Origin of the sequence: Acinetobacter sp. NIPH 817 (assembly GCF_000368405.1) — a bacterium.
In the GTDB taxonomy this organism is placed as follows: domain Bacteria; phylum Pseudomonadota; class Gammaproteobacteria; order Pseudomonadales; family Moraxellaceae; genus Acinetobacter.
Genome location: NZ_KB849418.1, coordinates 1 through 18,641, shown reverse-complemented (window position 1 = coordinate 18,641; position 18,641 = coordinate 1). Strand labels below are relative to the sequence as shown.

Below are 18,641 nucleotides of genomic sequence, written 5' to 3'. Positions count from 1 at the left end.
AAGCCTAGAAGATCAAAACAAAAATAGTGATGCTTAAAATAAAATGATTGTTCGTGATCAACCTAGTATTTTCAAAGTTTTATTCTCTTGGCGAGGAACGATTTTACCTAAAATTCTTCCCTCTCTAGGTGTTGTTATGTTGATCTCGTCAATCATTGGTGGCGTGGAATATATCAATCTGTACCGCTTTCCAGAAATTCCTTTGGTGGGCTTTACGCTCATTGGTGTCGTACTTTCTATTTTCTTAGGATTTAAAAATACTGCATGTTATGACCGTTGGTGGGAAGCGCGAAAGTTATGGGGTGTTTTAATTGCAACTTCGCGCCATTTTGACCGTGACTGCCGTATTTTAACTCAAGCTCGTCGAGAGCGTATTATTCAGCATGTGATTGTTTTTGCTAATGTATTACGTGATCGCTTACGTCGTCAGACTGCGAACCCAACTGAGTTAATACAAACCAGTGGTATGAGCCAGCAAGCACTCACCCAACTCTATCAGCAAAATAATGCCCCTCAGTACACGTTGAGCCTTATTCACTGGGAATTATTACAAGCGCTTAAAGAGGGTGAAATCTCTGACATCATCTATGCACAGATGAATAAAAATGTTTCAGATTTAAGTGTCGTACAAACTGGATGTGACCGAATCGCTAATACACCTATTCCATTTGCCTATTCAGTTTTGCTCAATCGTACTGTCTATTTTTTCTGTTTTATGTTGCCGTTTAGTCTGGGTTCTTTGCTTGGTTTAGCGACACCGCTTCTGGTTGGAATTTTGGCATATACATTCTTAGGACTTGATGCACTAAGTTCGGAAATTGAAGAGCCGTTTGGGACTCAAAGTAATGATTTACCTTTAGATGCGATGGTACGTAGTATCGAAATTGAGCTTTTAGGAACTTTGGGTAAACCTACCCCACCACCAATTCAGGCTCAAGATAACAATTTGCTCTAAAGTCTCTTAGAGAAAACGTTCCCAAATACCTTGTTGATTAACCGTTGGTTTAGGTGTATTTCCCAATTTAATCCATGGCATATTTTCACCATGAAAATCACTGCCAATCGATACAGCTAATTGATATTGCTCAATCATCCGATCGACCATCTGGCGAGTAGATAACGTTTCCATGGGTGGAGGTAGCTCAATTGCATCTCCACCTGAAGTTGCGAACAATTCAATTAAATATCGAATGTTAGTTGCAGATAAATCATAACGAGTTGGGTGAGCTAAAACCGCCAGCCCTTTACTTTCATGGATCACATCAATTGTTTCTTTTAATCCTAACCCTTCAAACTTAACAAAGGCACATCTTCCCTCTTTTAAGAAACGATCAAATGCTTGTTGAGGACGGCTTACAATATTCTTCTCGACCAATGTTTTAGCAATGTGAGTTCTTGTCACACGGTCAGCCTGATCTTCAACTTTGGCAAGAACATCTTCATAAATTTGAAAACCAATACATTTTTCTAATAAATCGCAAATGACTTTAGCTCTTTGCGCCCTAACTCTTTTTTGTTGTTCTAATGCTTCTAAAATTGGGGCTTCATCTTGCATGTTTAAAGCAACAATATGTACGCCATAACTTTTTTTAGTTGTTGGGCGTGACCACTGACTCGAAATCTCAGTACCAGAAATGATTTTTAAATCATGACCTTGTGCTGCAATTCTAGCTCGCTGCAATCCATCCATTGTATCGTGATCAGTTAAAGCCAAAGTATGCAAATTCACATCAATAGCAGCTTGCACCAGTAATTCCGGAGACAAAGTTCCATCAGAAATATTGCTATGTGTATGTAAATCTATGCCTTGCATCTTTTATACTATGCCATTCACCAAACCTGATCAGATACTCTAACATGAAAGCACTTCTGGACTTTGTTCCATTAATTATTTTCTTCTATTTATATAAAACAGTTGATCCAGCTAACGCACAGCATCCTTTACTTAAACTGATCGGGTCTGCTGGCGGTGCAGATAATAATAATATTCTTGTAGCAACTACTGGTCTAATTATTTCAATGCTCGTGGTATATGGTGCCCTATTTGTTTTCCAAAAATTCCGTTTAGATAAACAACAATGGTTTGTATTGTTTATGACTGTGATTTTTGGTGGCATCACGCTCATGCTAAGTGATGATTTCTATATTCGTCTAAAAGCTGCAATTTTGAATTTGGTTTTTGCAGGCGCATTCTTGGTTTCACCTTGGTTTGGTAAAGATCGTAAGCCACTCATACGACGTTTATTTGATCCTATTTTAGAGTTAAGTGAAAAAGGTTGGAAAAATCTAAATTTCGCTTGGGCAGTCATGTTTGTGGTGATGTCTTGTTTGCATGTGTTCTTTGCATTTTTATTTCACGGCGGAAAATATTGGGGTGAATTCACTGCATTTGGTGACATGATTGTGATGTTTTCATTTATCATTATTCAGTTCATTATTTTACGTAAACATTTTAAGTCACCTGAAGCTTAAAATGATTCCTGATTGATTACAGAGATACGATCACATGCCTTTTTTTGTTCTAAGCTGTACCGATAACGAAGGAACTCTAGAGAAGCGCTTAGCAATACGCCCTCAGCATATCGAACGTTTACAAAAACTTGATGATGAAGGTCGTCTTGTTACAGCAGGTGCTATGCCAAAAGATCCTAATGATCCACAAGCAGGCTTCTATGGTAGTACCATGATTGTTGAATTCGACAGTCGCGAAGCATTAGACGAATGGTTAAAAGAAGAACCATTTCTCAAAGAAGGCATTTACGCTCATATTGATGTAAAACCGTTTAATAAAGCATTTCCAAAAGGGTAATCATATGCACCCTGCAATCAAAAGCTTTCTTGGCTTGTGTTTGATCTGTTCAACTGCTAGTGCAGTTGAACCTGCTGCCACACCAGCAACGACTCCTCCAAGTGCGCCTTCAACTCAGGCTGCGAATCAACCAGTTCCAACAGCTTCTACAACGGTGTCGACCGCAACAAAACCACTCACGGCTGAGCAACTTGCAAAGAATAAACAACAGCAAGATGCGAAAATCAAAGCTTTAGTTCAAGATCAGGCATCTCGCTTAAAACAGTTAGAACATGCCAATCTTGAAGCACTCGCTCAGAACCAAGAGCTACAGTTAAAAAACGACAGCCTCTCTGTTCAGGTTCAAGTCTTACAAAGCGAACGTAGTGCGCAAATGTTTTTATATGGCGCGGTTACCTTAGCGGGTGGCGTATTGCTAGGATTCTTTATCGCTAGTTATATCCATACAAAACGTCGACGTCAGTGGTAAATCCAAGCAATCTATTAAACCAAATGAACGTATCAAACCGTATCCAAACAGCAGAACTGGATTGGGAATTAATCGATGGTATCGAAGTTCCCATTTCCAAACAATTTGGTGATGTCTATTTCTCTAAAGATAATGGCTTACTTGAAACACGACATGTTTTTCTAAATGGTAATGACTTATCAGAACGCTTAGCCCATCTAAAAGATTTTGAATATTTCAGTGTAGGAGAAACCGGTTTTGGTACGGGTTTAAACATTCTTGCACTTTGGCAACTTTGGCAACAAGTTCGTCCAGATAATCAAAGTCATTTACATGCAATTAGTGTTGAAAAATTTCCATTAAGTAAAGCTGACCTTATTCGTGCTTTAAATGTCTGGGATGAGCTTAAACCACTTGCAGAGCAATTAATTGAACAATATCCGCTCCCTATTGCTGGATGTCATCGCTTAACTTTTCCTAACGAGCGTTTTAGCATCGACCTATGGCTAGGAGATGCACAAGACATTTTCCCAAGCATAGCTAAAACTAAAGCAGTAAATGCTTGGTTTTTAGATGGCTTCGCGCCCTCTTGCAATCCAGAGCTGTGGGAACAAAACGTTTTAAACCATATTGTTCGTCTTTCTGACTATGGCAGCACATTTTCCTCTTTTAGTGTCGCGGGTGTTTTAAAACGTGGGCTAAAAGCGCATGGTGTTAGTATTTCTCGTCCACGTGGTTTTCGGCATAAACGGGAAATGCTCAAAGCAATCTGGAATCCACCTCAATCTGATGATGAATCCTCACAATCAGACCAAGTTCAGCTATTGGATAATCAACAGCAGCATATTGCGATTATAGGAGCTGGTGTAGCAGGTTTAACTACGGCGTGGGCATTTGCAGCACGCGGGCATCAAGTCACCTTATACGAGCAAATAGAAGCATTATCTGGCGCTTCTGGAAACCCTTTGGCATTGCTTAATCCTAAACTATGTCCGATTGAACAAAGCCATGAACATCTCATGACTTTAAGTTGGCAACATGCCTTAAATTTTTATAAAAATTTTCAAGCATTCCGTCCACTTCAAATACAACAAATCGCATTGAAAAATGCGGATGAACTTCTCGATCTTGTAAACCAATATCCAGCAGAAGTTGTTACCCACTCAACAAACTCACTTGAAACCGCATATTTTAGCATTTCACTAACCGAAGCGGGTTCTGTTTCACCACATCAACTACGTGATGAAATTTTACAACACCCTTTAATTGCTCTAAAAATTGCCCATGTCACAGCACTGGTTCCTTTTGAAAATAAAGTGCAATTGCATACTGATAATGAGGTTATTGCTGAGGCAGACCATGTTGTTGTGTGCTGTGCTCGGGGAAGTGCTGCTTTATTTGAAAGCTATCCAAAGTTAAAACCAATACGCGGACAAGTGAGTTGGGTTAATAATTCTTTTGCTCCCCTGCCTTTAAATGAAGCTTATAGCTATGGTGGGTATTGCATGCAACTTGATGCTTCACAGATGATTTTAGGTGCATCTTTTTACCCAAATCGTGAAGATGAAGATGTGCTTCCCGAAGACCATGTGCATAACTTTGAATTAATCCACAGTGTATTCCCTGCATATGCAGAAAAGTTACCATCCACTTCGACATGGCAAGGCCGTGCATCTATCCGTGCACAAAGCTTAGATTATTTTCCTCTTGTTGGAAAAATGCTTGAGAATAGTCGAATTGCTACTTTTGCAGGTCTTGGTTCTAAGGGCTTTCTATTTGCTCCGCTATGCAGCGAGATCTTGGTTGCCCAGATATTAGGAGAGGCTTGCCCAGTACCGGACAGCTTATTACAAAAACTGAATCCGCAAAGATTTCAAAAAAAAGTAAAACCTAAAAAGCCGTATTTCAAACCACACAAACCGCAATAGTTCTCTTCAATAAAAAAGCACCCTAGGGTGCTTTTTTTTATGCGCCCTGCTCTAGAGGCAAGCCAGCATCACGAGCTGCACGTGTCCCCCCCATCAGCACGACATATTCACGCGAGGCATCCAATCCTTCTAGTTTCTCAGCTGCACGAGGAGCTTTGCTACCACCACCACATAAAATATAAATCGGCTGACCCGCAGAGACCTGGTTCAAAATATCAGCATTCAAATCATTAATCGGGCGATTCACCGCACCTTTAACATGCCCTTCTGCATAAGCATTAGTATCACGGACATCCCAGATAACAGCATTTTCTGGGAATTCAAATGTTGTAATTTCTTGTTTACGGATCATTGTGCACTCCTTTGATGTAAACAACACTTGGCAAATGAAGAAAACCCTCTTAGCATCTCAAATATTCTTTCACTTTGTAAAGGTCTAAACTATGCCTTCTTTCGATATTGTCTCTGAATTAGAGTTATTTGAGGTTAATCATGCTGTACAAAACACACAAAAAGAGATTGCAACACGCTTTGACTTCCGTGGTCATGATGTTTCAGTCGAAATAAACGAAAAAAATAAAGAAATTAAAATCAGTACAGAAAGTGATTTCCAGTGTGAACAAGTTTACAACATGTTAGAAAATCACTTTTATAAACGTAAAATTGATGTACAAGCACTTGATCCACAAAAAGCTGCTGCTTCAGGCAAAAATTTTGTACAAGTAATTAAACTTAAAGACGGTCTTGACTCAGATACTGCAAAAAAAATTAATAAAGCCATTAAAGAAAGTGGCGTTAAAGTGCAATCTTCTATCCAAGGCGACAAAATTCGTGTAACAGATAAAAAGCGTGACACTTTACAACAAGTCATGAATTTTTTACGTGAACAGCAATTTGGTGTGCCATTACAGTTTAATAACTTTAAAGATTAATCTCTTTTCGTGACATTCAAAGCTAAGGTAATTCCATGTCTCAATCCAATCGTCTATCAAAACTGGTAAAAGCGACTTCAAAATTCCCTAAAGGTATTCGGAGCACGCTTTGGAGCAAGGCGTTTGGTCGTATCGTGCCAATGGTTGGTACAGCAAATATCCGCTATCTGGAAGTAGACTCAAACCACGTTACAGTCCGTTTAGAAAACCAGAAAAACATGCAGAATCATATTAAAGGAGTACATGCTGCGGCGATGGCTCTTTTAGCAGAAACTGCAACAGGTTTTCTAACGGGTTTACATATTCCTGATAACCGCATTTTATTAATCAAATCATTGCATGTAGATTATTTAAAAGTGGTTGAAGGTGGTTTGACTGCTACAGCAACATTGTCTGCTGAACAGCAAAAGTTTATTGCAGCTAATGAGAAAGGTGAACTTGTGATTCCGGTTACAGTCATTGATGATGCAGGCAATGAACCAATCCAGTGCCAGATGCTGTGGGCATGGTTACCTAAACGTAAGAAATAATAACTAATCTAAAGTATTTTTAGATTTTTATTTGCCTCAAGATATAAAAATTATTTTTTGTATCTTGAGGTCAAAATGAAAAAAATACTGATTCTTTCCTCTTTATTTACCAGTTTAATATTTACAACAATAACGACTCATGCGACTGAACCTCACGTTAAAACCAGTAAATTAACTTCGACCAAATCAGAAGCGATAGATAAAGTAAGCGCTCAAAACAAAAGAATAGTCATCGACTTTTATGAAGGCGTCTTTTTAAAACATAAAGTCAAAGAATATGCAGACCGTTATATTGGTCAACAATATATTCAGCACAATCCGAATGTACCAGATGGGAAAGCACCTTTTGTTAATTTCTTCACTGAAAAATTTCAAAACAATCCTCAAGCTAAAAATGAGATTAAACGTGCGATTGCTGAAGGTAATCTTGTCGTTTTACATGTCCATTCGACTGAAAATGAAAAAGATCGAGGAAGAGCGATTATTGATATATTTCGTGTCGAAAGTGGAAAAATCGTAGAGCATTGGGATGTAATACAAAATATTCCTGAGCAAAGCAAAAATACCAATACGATGTTTTAATTCTAAAAATGATTTCTTTATCTAAATTAAAAATTAAAGCCTGAATACTGATATTCAGGCTTTATACGTTTTATTGAGTATCTAAAAACTTTTGTCTTGCTTCTTCAGGTATTTGACGCTTATTACCCTTTACATCTACTGCTACAAAGGTAAACACTCCTTCAGTAATACGTATTGGCTCACGAGAGTCATCATGACTATCCCAAACTTCAATTTGCATCTGAATAGAAGTATTTCCAACTTTTAAGATTTTGGTATAGCAGCTAATGACAAAGCCAACCTTTACCGGAACCAAAAAGGTCATTTGATTAATGGAAATCGTAGCACAACGGCCACGACTGAAACGTTCTGCGTGAATTGCTCCAGCCAAGTCCATTTGTGACACAATCCATCCACCAAACACATCACCACTCCAGTTTGTATCTGCTGGCATGGCAATCGTTTGTAAGGATAAAATTCCTTCTGGTTTGGTATAAGCTTCTGACACCTTAGCTCCCGAAATTCGTTTGAAGTTGTTGATCGAGCCACTGCTGCAATTCAGGCGCACGTAATGCACCGCTAATACGCGCGACCTCTGTCGTTTTATTCATTAAGACAAGTGTCGGAATACTTCTCACATGAAAAGCTTGGCTCAAGCGAGGAGATTCTTCGGTATCAATCTTGGCAAAAATAACGCCTGGATTCTGTTTTGCGACCTGCGCAAAATGTGGAGCCATCATTTTACAGGGTCCGCACCATTCTGCCCATAAGTCTATGAGAATAGGTAAATCACTATTCGTGATGTAGTTACTAAAATTTTGCTCATTTAGTTCAATAGGTGCAAGCGGTAGTAATGGCTGATGACATTGCCCACAGCTTGGTTGCTCAGGAAGTTTTTCTTCCGGAACTCGGTTTTTAGCACCACACGATGCACATACAATAATCATTTACATCACTCCTATATGCTGATGTAAAAATTCTAATTGGGTTATCACTGCTTTTTCAAACCATGAACCGTGATAGATATCAAAATGTTTCATATCCCACTCATGATAACTCACAAAAGGTGCAATATTTGTCGCAGCTTCGCGACTGGACTCAATAGGAATAAGTGAATCTTTTTGGGCTGCAATAAATAAAACCGGAATATTAATCTGACGTACAACCTGAATTGGACGGTATCGCATCAAATTAAAGAAGACGCGAGCTGGGACTTCCCCGCTCCAATAATAGTCAGGATTCACAATCGATAGATAGCCATAATAACTATCTGCTGTAGGCATAAAGCATAAGTTATGTTGATCAACCACAGGCAACCTCTTTGGATTAAGCCCCATCTTTGATCCCATATAATCCTGACTCGATAACTTCAATGCTTGAGGATAACGTTGCAAAGGATAGAGCTTGGCAGTTTCAGCACCATCTACATAAGGAATTTGTACTAAAATTGCCTGAATATTCTTTAATTCAGAAGCTAGGCTTAGTGCATATCCGCCACTTAAAGAAGTTCCCCACAGTACAATCCTTCGGTTATCTACAAGCTTACAGGTCGAAGCATATTGAATAACGGTCTTCCAATCTTCTAATTGTGAATTGATTGAGACCATTTCTCTAGGCTTGCCAGTACTCCCACCCCAATATCGATAATCAAACAAAATAACAGCATAACCTGCTTGGGCGAACCGCTGAGCATATTGGATGAGTTTAAATTGACGCAATCCAGCAAAACCATGCGCCATAATAATTACTGCAGATTTCTTATTTGTTTTTGGAATATAAAAATCAGCTGCGATCACTTCCTGATCACATGGAACATATAAAGGCTCAACCGTATAAGCGTGCATATGTGCTCCGTGGCATTATAGTCGAAGTAATGAATTTACAAAAAACATCCTGATCGCCTTTTAAAAATCTATAACTGTTCTATGACATAAGTTTTATCTATGTAGGAACAACGTTTTAGTGTCTTGTATCTCAGGTTAAGCTTAATGCTATGATACAGCATAAGAGGTTTTGTTAAATTTTGGAGTGACGAAATGTCAGATAATGTTGGTTTCGCAGGTCAAATTGGTCCAGAGCATGTTAGCCAAGTTGTAGAAAAAGGATTTAAATCGATTATCAATAATCGACCAGATATGGAAGGCGGCCCAGAACAGCCTACAAGTGCTCAAATTGAAGAAGCAGCACGCCAAGTAGGTCTAGACTATGTTTATCAACCTGTTGTAGCTGGACAAATTACGGAACTCGATGTACGTACTTTTGCTAATCATTACAATGAGTTGCCAAAACCTGTACTTATGTTTTGCCGCACAGGAAACCGTTCAAATAATCTATATCAAATAGCAAAACAGATGGATTTATTAGACGACTAATTTTAAGAAATTAATATTCCATAAAACCCTATTTCTTCCTTAAAGTAGGGTTTTTTGATAACTTATTTTGCATATCTCTGCACGAATTCAACAGAACTAAAAATAATATTGATCTAAAGTATTTAAATCTTTTTTGAATCAATTATTAATTTTTATGAATAAATTTATATTCGCTCTTTTAAGCTGTTTAATTCTTACAGCATGCTCCTCAATGCAAGTAAAACCTACGGTTGGAGTAACTATGGGTACACACATTTAAAAAAAGAAGCAGCCTAAATGCTGCTTCTTTTTATATTAATTACCATTTGTACAATTTGGATCTATTCCATATGGGCTTTCTATATTTGGTCCATTAAGATCGCTAAGACTGACATCTTTAGTTAAATAACCTAAAGTTAAAGATGTAGATCCTTTGATTAAACTTCCCGAAACTGTAGATTTAGCCGTTAACTGCACAGTTAACCACGATGCATAAATTTTAGGATATTGAATCTTAAGATCAAAACGACCATTCGCATCTGTTGTATATTTATTATTCGTTGCGGCGGTGCCTGCACTATTAATGTACGATACAACTTGTACAGTAGAATCCTTTTTAAGTGGAGTTAATTGATTAATAACTTCTCCATTAGCATTTACAGCTTGAACTGGTGAAGTACACATTGATCTAATAACTGGGAGATATTCATCAGGTTTACCATCCGTCGGATTAGAAGTATCAACAAAACCAAATCGCCCTTTATAGTAAGCAAGAGCATTAACTCCCATTGTTACGTCTTGATTTGGTATCGGCTTACCATCCACATCAGTCACTTGTACCGAAATATTCTTATAGTAATACACCCCTTCACTCGTATCTTCCATCGTCGTCGGATTATATGCTACAGCAATTGCCCCTACTGCAACTGGCACATCGGAATTAACAACATCGAGTTTATAAGTATAAATTTTTGTTGATTGACCAAAATTCGCTTCTAGAACTAAATCATCTATCACAAATTGAGCTGCACTATATGAGGAATATCTTTGATTTTCACTAAAAGATAAAGTATATGTGATCTGACCATTCGCATCGGTTTGTGTTGCATTAGGTGTAAATTTGACACCGTTTAAAACTGAATTTTTAACTCTAAGCGTGATAGCCTGATTTGCTAAAGTTGAGCCATTTGCATCTACAGCCGTTAATGTAACAGTTGTCTGATCTCCTCTAACATTTAAAGAAGTTTTTGTAGCATCAAACAATACAATACTTGTAGTATCAGCCTCGACAGTACTATTGCTACCTGTCACTGTTACCGTCTGTTCTTGAGTAAGCGTACCATTATTTGTAGATGCAATTAATTTAAAACCATTTTTAACTAACTCATTTATTGAAGTTGATGTTTTTGGAGTTTTTATAATGTATACAGCATTACCTGCTGCATCTGTAATTTGAGTTGATACCCCTTCTATAGACACATTGTTTGTTGGATCAACTAATGCCAAAGTAACATTAGCACCAGCAACACCACCTTTATTTTTGTCTAAAGCTCTAACAGTAACTGTTAAAGTATCATTTGTCGCTGCAACTGATAATTTATCTAATTCTATCTTTAAAGCTGTGGCATTGGCTTGCTGTGTTCCACTACCATTACTTCCAGATGAGTTATTATTTGATGAACCATTTTGATAATAGCCATCACCACCTCCCCCACCACAACTTGCTAACATAATTGATACAGCAATAGCGGACAACTTCAAGGTAAGTTGTTTTTTATACATAATTTTCATTTCCCCAATCTTTCCTAAAGGTATAAGATTTATTAATTATTTATATTATAAGTGTAATCATATTCACTGCACTCTGTAAACATAAATTATTTTATGTTTTATTGTGTAACTTATTAAATGAAAAATTTATAGATGTTGGGCTTTATAATGTTTGATATTATTATTATTGGCGCAGGTACTGCTGGTATTAGCGCATATAAAGAAGCAATTAAACATACCCATAAGATTTTAATTATAAATGATGGACCCTGGGATACCACTTGTGCTCGTGTAGGCTGCATGCCAAGTAAAGTTCTCATCTCTACAGCAAACCGTATGTTTGACATTCAAAATGCTCAAGAGGTTGCTTTGGAGGTATCTTCAAAAATTAATACAGATCAAGTGATGCAGCACGTACAAACTTTACGTGATCGTTTTAAACAAGCAACATTAAAAGATGTAGAACAATGGCCTGCAGAACATAAAATTTCTGGTAAAGCACATTTTATTGATTCACAAACTGTAGAAGTTAATGGGCAACAGTACCAATCAAAAAGTTTTATTCTCGCTGTCGGCTCAACTCCTAATTATGATCAAACCTGGAAGAAAGAACTTGGTAATCGTCTTATAACAACAGATCAAATATTTGAGTTAAAAACACTACCTAAATCTATCGCTGTCATTGGAAGTGGTGTGATCGCCCTTGAGATTGCTCAAGCAATGCATCGTTTAGGTGTAGAAACTACAATCTTTGCTCGCAGTAAACGGATTGGGGTACTTACTAGTCCTAGGCTTCAACAACTTGCACAAAAAGAGCTAGGTAAAGAGTTAAAAATTCTATTCGAAACTCTACCAAATGAAGTTAAATGCAGTGAAGAAAACGCTGTATTAACTTACCAACTTGATGAAACAGAGAAAACTCTCAAAGTTGAATATGTTTTAGCAGCAACAGGCCGTACAAGTTTAATTGATACTCTAAAACTAGAAAATATTGATAACTCTTTTAAAGATATTAAGTTATTACCTATAAATACAAAAACCAAACAGTTAGATACATATCCAATTTTTATCGTTGGTGATGCTTATACCTCAACACCACTGCAACATGAGGCAGCACATGAAGGGAAAAAAGTTGTTTATAACTGTTTGAATTATCCACAGGTTAATTCAGTTAAGACGCTTACCCCATTAGGAATTGTATTCAGTCATCCTGAAATGGCAATCGTCGGGCAAAGTTATAAACAACTAAAAGACAATGGTATAGACTTTATTACAGGTGAAGCCTCTTATGAACGGCAAGGAAGAGCTATAGTTCTTGGGGAAAACAGAGGTGCGATTGAGGTTTATATAGAGAAAGAAAATCAAAAACTTCTTGGTGCTGAATTATTTACAGAAGCAACAGAACATATGGCTCATTTATTAAGCTGGATAATAGGTGAAGAATTGACGTTAAATGACATTCTAGAGAAGCCTTTCTATCACCCTACTCTAGAAGAAGGTCTTCGCACTGCTTTAAAACATGCACGCAGACAGTTATAAAGATAGTCTAATTAATTTAATATTGATTTAGAGGATTATGATAACAATGATCTTAAGTTTGAATTTAAAGGTCCTTATGTCGGTTTAGAAGCCCATTTCTAACTTAGAACGGATTCGAAATTTCCTTCCTCTATAAAAAAAGGACTCATATAGAGTCCTTTTTTTATTGTCTTACTGCATTTAAATCAATTTATTAATTAATTTCCCATAAGGAAACACCCCGGCCTCTTTCGGGGTCGGGGTGTTTGAATAATGAGCTGGCGATGACTTACTCTCACATGGGAAACCCCACACTACCATCAGCGCTAAGAGGTTTCACTTCTGAGTTCGGGAAGGGATCAGGTGGTTCACTCTTGCTATGGTCGCCAGCACAACTGGTATGGATACTTGCATTGGTCTTAATATGCCGATGCGTTTTCCAAATCTTTACAGATGGGCTGATTGAATCTTACTTTATTTGTTCATTTTAGCTAAGCATATAACTAAATCAAGTTGCTTTGCATATTAATGAATCGATTGATGCTTTATATACAACTGCTTGGGTGTTGTATAGTCAAGCCTCACGAGCAATTAGTATTGGTCAGCTTCACATATCACTATGCTTCCACATCCAACCTATCAACTTCCTAGTCTCGAACGGCTCTTTAGAGGACATAAAGTCCTAGGGAAATCTTATCTTGAGGTAGGCTTCCCGCTTAGATGCTTTCAGCGGTTATCCCTTCCGAACATAGCTACCCGGCGATGCGACTGGCGTCACAACCGGTACACCAGAGGTTCGTCCACTCTGGTCCTCTCGTACTAGGAGCAGATCCTCTCAAATTTCCAGCGCCCACGGTAGATAGGGACCGAACTGTCTCACGACGTTCTAAACCCAGCTCGCGTACCTCTTTAAATGGCGAACAGCCATACCCTTGGGACCTGCTTCAGCCCCAGGATGAGATGAGCCGACATCGAGGTGCCAAACACCGCCGTCGATATGAACTCTTGGGCGGTATCAGCCTGTTATCCCCAGAGTACCTTTTATCCGTTGAGCGATGGCCCTTCCATACAGAACCACCGGATCACTAAGACCTACTTTCGTACCTGCTCGACTTGTGGGTCTCGCAGTTAAGCGCGCTTTTGCCTTTATACTCTACGCGTGATTTCCGACCACGCTGAGCGCACCTTCGTACTCCTCCGTTACTCTTTAGGAGGAGACCGCCCCAGTCAAACTACCCACCAGACATGGTCCTCGCCCCGGATTACGGGGCAGAGTTAGAACCTCAACATTACCAGGGTGGTATTTCAAGGACGGCTCCATTGGAACTAGCGTTCCAACTTCAAAGCCTCCCACCTATCCTACACAAGTAAGGTCAAAGTTCAATGTCAAGCTGCAGTAAAGGTTCACGGGGTCTTTCCGTCTAGCCGCGGGTACACTGCATCTTCACAGCGATTTCGATTTCACTGAGCCTCTGCTGGAGACAGCGCCGCCATCATTATGCCATTCGTGCAGGTCGGAACTTACCCGACAAGGAATTTCGCTACCTTAGGACCGTTATAGTTACGGCCGCCGTTTACTGGGGCTTCGATCAAGAGCTTCGCTTACGCTAACCCCATCAATTAACCTTCCAGCACCGGGCAGGCATCACACCCTATACGTCCACTTTCGTGTTTGCAGAGTGCTATGTTTTTAATAAACAGTTGCAGCGGCCTGGTTTCTGTGGCTGCCAATAGCTCAGACCGCGAGGGTCATCACCGTCAGCAGCGTACCTTCTCCCGAAGTTACGGTACCATTTTGCCTAGTTCCTTCAGCAGAGTTCTCTCAAGCGCCTTGGTCTACTCGACCTGACCACCTGTGTCGGTTTCGGGTACGATTCCTGTGTAACTGAAGCTTAGAGACTTTTCCTGGAAGCATGGTATCAGCCACTTCGCTGTACAAGTACAGCTTGCTATCAGATCTCAGCATAGAGCACCCCGGATTTGCCTAAGATGCATGCCTACTTCCTTCCACCTGGACAACCAACGCCAGGCTGACTTAACCTTCTCCGTCCTCTCATCGCATTACACAGAAGTATTGGAATATTAACCAATTTCCCATCGACTACGCCTTTCGGCCTCGCCTTAGGGGTCGACTCACCCAGCCCCGATTAACGTTGGACTGGAACCCTTGGTCTTTCGGCGAACGGGTTTTTCACCCGTTTTGTCGTTACTCACGTCAGCATTCGCACTTCTGATACCTCCAGCATACTTCTCAATACACCTTCATCGGCTTACAGAACGCTCCCCTACCACTTGACTAAAAGTCAAATCCGCAGCTTCGGCACATAGTTTTAGCCCCGTTACATCTTCCGCGCAGGCCGACTCGACTAGTGAGCTATTACGCTTTCTTTAAAGGGTGGCTGCTTCTAAGCCAACCTCCTAGCTGTCTATGCCTTCCCACATCGTTTCCCACTTAACTATGATTTTGGGGCCTTAGCTGGCGGTCTGGATTGTTTTCCTCTTGACTACGGACGTTAGCACCCGCAGTCTGTCTCCCGGATAGTACTCATAGGTATTCGGAGTTTGCATCGGTTTGGTAAGTCGGGATGACCCCCTAGCCGAAACAGTGCTCTACCCCCTATGGTATTCGTCCGAGGCGCTACCTAAATAGCTTTCGGGGAGAACCAGCTATCACCAGGCTTGATTAGCCTTTCACCCCTATCCACAAGTCATCCCCTGGCTTTTCAACGACAGTGGGTTCGGTCCTCCAGTTAGTGTTACCCAACCTTCAACCTGCTCATGGATAGATCGCCTGGTTTCGGGTCTATACCCAGCAACTAAACGCCCTATTAAGACTCGATTTCTCTACGGCTCCCCTATACGGTTAACCTCGCTACTGAATATAAGTCGCTGACCCATTATACAAAAGGTACGCAGTCACCGAACAAGTCGGCTCCCACTGCTTGTATGCATGCGGTTTCAGGATCTATTTCACTCCCCTCACAGGGGTTCTTTTCGCCTTTCCCTCACGGTACTGGTTCACTATCGGTCAGTCAGGAGTATTTAGCCTTGGAGGATGGTCCCCCCATATTCAGACAAGGTTTCACGTGCCTCGCCCTACTCGTCATCATTATGTGTGCCCTTTCGTGTACGGGAATATCACCCTCTACGTTCGCACTTCCCAGAGCGTTCCACTAAAACACACATAACTTAATGGGCTGATCCCCGTTCGCTCGCCGCTACTAAGGGAATCTCAATTGATTTCTTTTCCTAAGGGTACTGAGATGTTTCACTTCCCCTCGTTCGCCTTGCAACACTATGTATTCATGTTGCAATACCTACCTTAAAGTAGGTGGGTTCCCCCATTCAGAAATCTCCGGATCAAAGGATATTTGCCGCCTCCCCGGAGCTTATCGCAGGCTATTACGTCTTTCATCGCCTCTGACTGCCAAGGCATCCACCACATGCACTTAATTACTTGACTATACAACCCCAAACAGTCGTCAACACTTACAAGTGAGAGTTGTCCGTGCGATTCTTCATCGCTACTATCTGTTGTCTGTGTACTTAAACACTGTACAGCTTCAATCTAAATTCATATACCAAAACGCTTGATTCAGTTAATTTGCTAGTTCTCAATTCATCTAGATTAATTGCTTAATCTAAACTCTTGAGTGAACAATTTATTTCAGACTCAATTTTGCCAATCTGTTAATGAATAAACACGCCTTCGTCAGGTCATGCTTAATACCGTGATACTTAAATCACAGAAGTTAATAAACTAAGATCTAAATCTTTATTTACTAATTTCTGTAATCCGAACTTCTCTTAAGTTCTGGTGGAGACTAGGAGAGTCGAACTCCTGACCTCCTGCGTGCAAAGCAGGCGCTCTACCAACTAAGCTAAGTCCCCAGCTTACATCATCAGTCATGTATCTTTTATCTATAACTTCAACCAGTCAAAGTCATGGTGGGTCTGACAAGACTTGAACTTGTGACCCCACGCTTATCAAGCGTGTGCTCTAACCAACTGAGCTACAGACCCTCAGATACATCTATGAAGAACAACTTGTTGTGGATTCTTACCAATCGTCAATCTTTCGTTAAGGAGGTGATCCAGCCGCAGGTTCCCCTACGGCTACCTTGTTACGACTTCACCCCAGTCATCGGCCACACCGTGGTAACCGCCCTCTTTGCAGTTAGGCTAGCTACTTCTGGTGCAACAAACTCCCATGGTGTGACGGGCGGTGTGTACAAGGCCCGGGAACGTATTCACCGCGGCATTCTGATCCGCGATTACTAGCGATTCCGACTTCATGGAGTCGAGTTGCAGACTCCAATCCGGACTACGATCGGCTTTTTGAGATTAGCATCCTATCGCTAGGTAGCAACCCTTTGTACCGACCATTGTAGCACGTGTGTAGCCCTGGCCGTAAGGGCCATGATGACTTGACGTCGTCCCCGCCTTCCTCCAGTTTGTCACTGGCAGTATCCTTAAAGTTCCCGACATTACTCGCTGGCAAATAAGGAAAAGGGTTGCGCTCGTTGCGGGACTTAACCCAACATCTCACGACACGATCTGACGACAGCCATGCAGCACCTGTATGTAAGTTCCCGAAGGCACCAATCCATCTCTGGAAAGTTCTTACTATGTCAAGGCCAGGTAAGGTTCTTCGCGTTGCATCGAATTAAACCACATGCTCCACCGCTTGTGCGGGCCCCCGTCAATTCATTTGAGTTTTAGTCTTGCGACCGTACTCCCCAGGCGGTCTACTTATCGCGTTAGCTGCGCCACTAAAGCCTCAAAGGCCCCAACGGCTAGTAGACATCGTTTACGGCATGGACTACCAGGGTATCTAATCCTGTTTGCTCCCCATGCTTTCGCACCTCAGCGTCAGTGTTAGGCCAGATGGCTGCCTTCGCCATCGGTATTCCTCCAGATCTCTACGCATTTCACCGCTACACCTGGAATTCTACCATCCTCTCCCACACTCTAGCTAACCAGTATCGAATGCAATTCCCAAGTTAAGCTCGGGGATTTCACATTTGACTTAATTAGCCGCCTACGCGCGCTTTACGCCCAGTAAATCCGATTAACGCTTGCACCCTCTGTATTACCGCGGCTGCTGGCACAGAGTTAGCCGGTGCTTATTCTGCGAGTAACGTCCACTATCTCTAGGTATTAACTAAAGTAGCCTCCTCCTCGCTTAAAGTGCTTTACAACCATAAGGCCTTCTTCACACACGCGGCATGGCTGGATCAGGCTTCCGCCCATTGTCCAATATTCCCCACTGCTGCCTCCCGTAGGAGTCTGGGCCGTGTCTCAGTCCCAGTGTGGCGGATCATCCTCTCAGACCCGCTACAGATCGTCGCCTTGGTAGGCCTTTACCCCACCAACTAGCTAATCCGACTTAGGCTCATCTATTAGCGCAAGGTCCGAAGATCCCCTGCTTTCTCCCGTAGGACGTATGCGGTATTAGCATTCCTTTCGAAATGTTGTCCCCCACTAATAGGCAGATTCCTAAGCATTACTCACCCGTCCGCCGCTAAGTGATAGTGCAAGCACCATCACCCCGCTCGACTTGCATGTGTTAAGCCTGCCGCCAGCGTTCAATCTGAGCCATGATCAAACTCTTCAGTTAAAAATCATTTTGCACCTTATTAAAGACAAGGTGCCAATTCTGGCTCATCAATTTTCTGACTTAAATTTCGCTCAAATAAACTTCGAGTAATTTAAACCAATCAATCAATGATAATATTTCGATTAATCAATCAGTAAAAATCCACACAAGTTGTTCTTCAATTCTCTTAATGAT

17 protein-coding genes, 2 tRNA genes, 3 rRNA genes and 1 pseudogene are annotated in these 18,641 nt (G+C 40.8%); 12 read left to right on the top strand and 11 right to left on the bottom strand.

Annotated elements, in window-relative coordinates; all coding sequences use genetic code 11:
* The first annotated feature begins 43 nt into the window (after nt 1–43).
* Nucleotides 44–955, top strand: coding sequence for a bestrophin family protein (locus F968_RS00115; RefSeq protein ID WP_004789075.1), 912 nt, complete (start codon nt 44–46; stop codon nt 953–955).
* A 6-nt stretch (nt 956–961) separates the two neighbouring features.
* Here F968_RS00115 and F968_RS00110 read toward each other — a convergent pair whose 3' ends face one another.
* Nucleotides 962–1,813 (bottom strand): PHP domain-containing protein, encoded by an 852-nt coding sequence (locus tag F968_RS00110; RefSeq protein ID WP_004789074.1) that lies wholly within the window; start codon nt 1,811–1,813, stop codon nt 962–964.
* Between the two features lie 44 nt (nt 1,814–1,857).
* On the opposite strand from F968_RS00110, the gene F968_RS00105 reads away from it, so the two are divergent.
* From F968_RS00105 to mnmC, 4 genes are read left to right on the top strand one after another with little or no spacing between them, the layout of a single operon-like run.
* Entirely contained in the window at nt 1,858–2,472 is a 615-nt protein-coding gene (locus F968_RS00105; protein WP_004789072.1) for a septation protein IspZ, read from the top strand.
* Nucleotides 2,473–2,506: 34 nt separating this feature from the next.
* Nucleotides 2,507–2,809 (top strand): YciI family protein, encoded by a 303-nt coding sequence (locus tag F968_RS00100; RefSeq protein WP_004789071.1) that lies wholly within the window; start codon nt 2,507–2,509, stop codon nt 2,807–2,809.
* Nucleotides 2,810–2,813: 4 nt separating this feature from the next.
* Complete coding sequence (locus tag F968_RS00095) at nt 2,814–3,278, top strand: SH3 domain-containing protein (RefSeq protein ID WP_004789069.1); 465 nt, start codon at nt 2,814–2,816, stop codon at nt 3,276–3,278.
* A 23-nt stretch (nt 3,279–3,301) separates the two neighbouring features.
* Nucleotides 3,302–5,185: a bifunctional tRNA (5-methylaminomethyl-2-thiouridine)(34)-methyltransferase MnmC2/FAD-dependent 5-carboxymethylaminomethyl-2-thiouridine(34) oxidoreductase MnmC1 gene (mnmC, locus tag F968_RS00090; RefSeq protein WP_004789068.1), complete on the top strand. Its 1,884-nt coding sequence runs from the start codon at nt 3,302–3,304 to the stop codon at nt 5,183–5,185.
* A 37-nt stretch (nt 5,186–5,222) separates the two neighbouring features.
* Here mnmC and F968_RS00085 read toward each other — a convergent pair whose 3' ends face one another.
* The gene (locus tag F968_RS00085) at nt 5,223–5,537 is read right to left on the bottom strand and encodes a rhodanese-like domain-containing protein (protein WP_002116171.1); all 315 of its coding nucleotides are present in this window, start codon (nt 5,535–5,537) and stop codon (nt 5,223–5,225) included.
* A gap of 91 nt (nt 5,538–5,628) precedes the next feature.
* Between F968_RS00085 and F968_RS00080 the strand changes: the two genes are divergently transcribed.
* The 3 genes from F968_RS00080 (at nt 5,629) to F968_RS00070 (ending at nt 7,229) form a co-directional block, all read left to right on the top strand.
* Nucleotides 5,629–6,117, top strand: a complete 489-nt coding sequence (locus F968_RS00080) for a YajQ family cyclic di-GMP-binding protein (protein ID WP_004789065.1) — start codon at nt 5,629–5,631, stop codon at nt 6,115–6,117.
* A gap of 35 nt (nt 6,118–6,152) precedes the next feature.
* A complete protein-coding gene (locus tag F968_RS00075) occupies nt 6,153–6,647 on the top strand; it encodes a DUF4442 domain-containing protein (RefSeq protein WP_004789063.1) in 495 nt (164 codons plus the stop codon).
* Nucleotides 6,648–6,722: 75 nt separating this feature from the next.
* Nucleotides 6,723–7,229: a nuclear transport factor 2 family protein gene (locus tag F968_RS00070; protein ID WP_004789062.1), complete on the top strand. Its 507-nt coding sequence runs from the start codon at nt 6,723–6,725 to the stop codon at nt 7,227–7,229.
* Nucleotides 7,230–7,299: 70 nt separating this feature from the next.
* On the opposite strand, the gene F968_RS00065 is transcribed toward F968_RS00070, so the two are convergent.
* The 3 genes from F968_RS00065 to F968_RS00055 are packed head-to-tail and all read right to left on the bottom strand — an operon-like array spanning nt 7,300 to nt 9,052.
* Nucleotides 7,300–7,716 (bottom strand): acyl-CoA thioesterase, encoded by a 417-nt coding sequence (locus F968_RS00065; protein WP_004789061.1) that lies wholly within the window; start codon nt 7,714–7,716, stop codon nt 7,300–7,302.
* Nucleotide 7,717: 1 nt separating this feature from the next.
* The gene (trxC, locus tag F968_RS00060; protein WP_003655112.1) at nt 7,718–8,155 is read right to left on the bottom strand and encodes a thioredoxin TrxC; all 438 of its coding nucleotides are present in this window, start codon (nt 8,153–8,155) and stop codon (nt 7,718–7,720) included.
* The gene (locus F968_RS00055) at nt 8,156–9,052 is read right to left on the bottom strand and encodes an alpha/beta hydrolase (protein WP_004789058.1); all 897 of its coding nucleotides are present in this window, start codon (nt 9,050–9,052) and stop codon (nt 8,156–8,158) included. It abuts the gene before it with no gap.
* A gap of 192 nt (nt 9,053–9,244) precedes the next feature.
* Here F968_RS00055 and F968_RS00050 point away from each other — a divergent pair, with 192 nt between their 5' ends.
* Entirely contained in the window at nt 9,245–9,580 is a 336-nt protein-coding gene (locus tag F968_RS00050; RefSeq protein WP_004789054.1) for a protein tyrosine phosphatase family protein, read from the top strand.
* Nucleotides 9,581–9,734: 154 nt separating this feature from the next.
* Nucleotides 9,735–9,839, top strand: coding sequence for a lipoprotein (locus F968_RS20790; RefSeq protein WP_373885757.1), 105 nt, complete (start codon nt 9,735–9,737; stop codon nt 9,837–9,839).
* Between the two features lie 35 nt (nt 9,840–9,874).
* On the opposite strand, the gene F968_RS00045 is transcribed toward F968_RS20790, so the two are convergent.
* Nucleotides 9,875–11,350, bottom strand: a complete 1,476-nt coding sequence (locus F968_RS00045; RefSeq protein WP_004789051.1) for an Ig-like domain-containing protein — start codon at nt 11,348–11,350, stop codon at nt 9,875–9,877.
* A 147-nt stretch (nt 11,351–11,497) separates the two neighbouring features.
* Here F968_RS00045 and F968_RS00040 point away from each other — a divergent pair, with 147 nt between their 5' ends.
* Together F968_RS00040 and F968_RS20505 are read left to right on the top strand one after the other, a co-directional pair.
* Entirely contained in the window at nt 11,498–12,868 is a 1,371-nt protein-coding gene (locus F968_RS00040; RefSeq protein ID WP_004789049.1) for a dihydrolipoyl dehydrogenase, read from the top strand.
* A gap of 18 nt (nt 12,869–12,886) precedes the next feature.
* Nucleotides 12,887–12,970, top strand: a pseudogene (locus F968_RS20505) (hypothetical protein); the annotation flags it as partial.
* A 153-nt stretch (nt 12,971–13,123) separates the two neighbouring features.
* On the opposite strand, the gene rrf reads toward F968_RS20505, so the two are convergent.
* The 5 genes from rrf to F968_RS00015 form a co-directional block, all read right to left on the bottom strand.
* Nucleotides 13,124–13,238 (bottom strand): 5S ribosomal RNA (gene rrf / locus F968_RS00035).
* A gap of 179 nt (nt 13,239–13,417) precedes the next feature.
* Nucleotides 13,418–16,310 (bottom strand): 23S ribosomal RNA (locus F968_RS00030).
* A 352-nt stretch (nt 16,311–16,662) separates the two neighbouring features.
* Nucleotides 16,663–16,738 (bottom strand) — tRNA-Ala (locus tag F968_RS00025).
* Nucleotides 16,739–16,793: 55 nt separating this feature from the next.
* Nucleotides 16,794–16,870: transfer RNA gene (locus tag F968_RS00020), tRNA-Ile, on the bottom strand.
* 59 nt (nt 16,871–16,929) lie between these two features.
* Nucleotides 16,930–18,467 (bottom strand): 16S ribosomal RNA (locus tag F968_RS00015).
* Together the 16S, 23S and 5S rRNA genes with 2 tRNA genes alongside form the textbook arrangement of a ribosomal RNA operon.
* Nucleotides 18,468–18,641: the final 174 nt, after the last annotated feature.